Consider the following 393-nt stretch of genomic DNA (forward strand, 5'->3'; position numbering starts at 1 on the left):
ATTAACCACATCAACATAGTCCCACGCATCAGCGCTGATCTCTTCGGCGTTTTGCAACTGTGGCTTTAGACTTTCGAGTTCATCTTCATTAACCAGCAATAGCCAGCGCTGCGAATCAATTTTTATCGCGCTGCCAGAAGCGATAGAACGCACATCCCCTTGTCCGTCAGTAATAGAGTCGATAAAGCTGTCAGCTTGTTCGCCGAGCACACCAATACTGATTTGCGATGACAGCTCAAGGTCTACCTTTGAAAAAACCGAATACTTTTTAATTTCTTGTAGGGCGGTTTCAATACCCGACTTATGCTGCCATAAGGCGTAACCTTGATTGTGATGAAACAGTCGAAACAGGCTCCACATTTTCCCTTTAGCATCGCAGTGAGCACCTAAGGT

Annotated in this window: 1 pseudogene; it reads right to left on the bottom strand. The window is 45.5% G+C overall.

Features of this window, described 5'->3' with window-relative positions:
* Positions 1-393, bottom strand: a pseudogene (locus tag AB4585_RS25935) (folate-binding Fe/S cluster repair protein); the annotation flags it as partial.

Origin of the sequence: Vibrio sp. 10N.222.49.C9 (assembly GCF_041474985.1) — a bacterium.
GTDB lineage: Bacteria > Pseudomonadota > Gammaproteobacteria > Enterobacterales > Vibrionaceae > Vibrio > Vibrio crassostreae_C.